Consider the following 1,335-nt stretch of genomic DNA (forward strand, 5'->3'; position numbering starts at 1 on the left):
TGCTGAGTGAATCGGAGCGCGAAGACCTGCAAGCGCTGACGATGCGACGCAAGACCGCGCAGGCCCTGGCATTGCGGGCGCGCATCGTGTTGGCCTGTGCCGATGGCATGGATAACAAGACGGTTGCGACGAAACAGCGGGTCACTCAGCAAACGGTTTCGAAGTGGCGGGCGCGGTTCGTGATCCATCGTCTGGACGGATTGCTCGATGCACCACGGCCCGGCGCACCAAGGACGATTGATGACGTGCGCGTCGATGCGGTCATCGCGAAGACGCTCGAGTCCGTGCCTGTCGGAGCGACTCACTGGAGCACGCGCACGATGGCTCGCGAAATGAAATTGTCGCAGACGGCGGTCACGCGGATCTGGCGTGCCTTCGGTTTGCAGCCGCATCGTCAGGAAACGTTCAAGCTTTCCAGCGATCCGATGTTCGTCGACAAGGTGCGAGATATCGTCGGGCTTTACCTGGACCCGCCGCTCAAGGCCATGGTGCTCTGCATAGACGAGAAGAGCCAGATTCAGGCACTCGATCGCACGCAACCCATGTTGCCCTTGGCACCCGGCATCCCTGAGCGACGCACCCACGATTACATGCGCCACGGCACGACCACGCTGTTCGCGGCTCTGGACATCGCTACTGGTGAGGTAATCGGCGAGGTGCATCGGCGCCATCGCAGCAGCGAATTCTTGCGGTTTCTGCGCACGATCGAGGCCAGCGTGCCGTCTTACATGGAGGTGCATCTGGTGATGGACAACTATGGCACGCACAAAACGCCCTCGATCAAAGCCTGGTTCGCTCGTCATCCTCGCTTCCATGTTCACTTCACGCCGACCTCGGCGTCGTGGCTTAACCAGGTCGAACGATGGTTTGCCGCGCTCACTGAAAAATACCTTCGACGCGGTACGCATCGGTCGACACGTCAACTCGAAGACGCGATCCGTCATTACCTGAACGTCTATAACGCGAACCCCAAACCGTTTGTCTGGAGCAAGTCGGCGGATGAGATCCTGGCAAGCCTCGAACGGTTTTGTGTGCGGGTCCGCAAGGCTGCGGCAGGAGCATCATGAATATCAATACCGACGCAATTGATGAAGTTTCCCTGGCGCTTCTCTACCTGACCCTGCATGACCGATACCGTGCATGGAAGGGCTTCGACTGGGATGTGCTGAACCGACTCCATGAACGAGGTTTCATCGAAGACCCTGTCAACAAGACGAAGTCCGTGATCTTTACGGAAGAAGGACTGCGCGAGTCCGAACGACTTTTTAATCAGCACTTTGTCATTCCGGAAAGAACGGGGAATTGATTCAACGAACTTCTAACTCACGACACTAG

2 protein-coding genes are annotated in these 1,335 nt (G+C 57.8%); both read left to right on the plus strand.

Annotated elements, in window-relative coordinates; translation table 11 throughout:
* The first annotated feature begins 2 nt into the window (after nt 1-2).
* Nucleotides 3-1,067, plus strand: a complete 1,065-nt coding sequence (locus FVF58_RS51040) for an IS630 family transposase (RefSeq protein ID WP_246217617.1) — start codon at nt 3-5, stop codon at nt 1,065-1,067.
* Nucleotides 1,064-1,306, plus strand: coding sequence for a DUF6429 family protein (locus FVF58_RS51045; protein ID WP_082094473.1), 243 nt, complete (start codon nt 1,064-1,066; stop codon nt 1,304-1,306). Before FVF58_RS51040 ends, FVF58_RS51045 begins: the two co-directional genes overlap by 4 nt.
* Nucleotides 1,307-1,335 lie beyond the last annotated feature (29 nt).

The organism is Paraburkholderia panacisoli, from assembly GCF_008369935.1.
Classification (GTDB): domain Bacteria; phylum Pseudomonadota; class Gammaproteobacteria; order Burkholderiales; family Burkholderiaceae; genus Paraburkholderia; species Paraburkholderia panacisoli.

Excerpts from the sequence above, each read along its gene's own strand:
- FVF58_RS51045 (WP_082094473.1), top strand. The coding sequence starts at position 1,064 with ATGAATATCAATACCGACGCAATTGATGAAGTTTCCCTGGCGCTTCTC.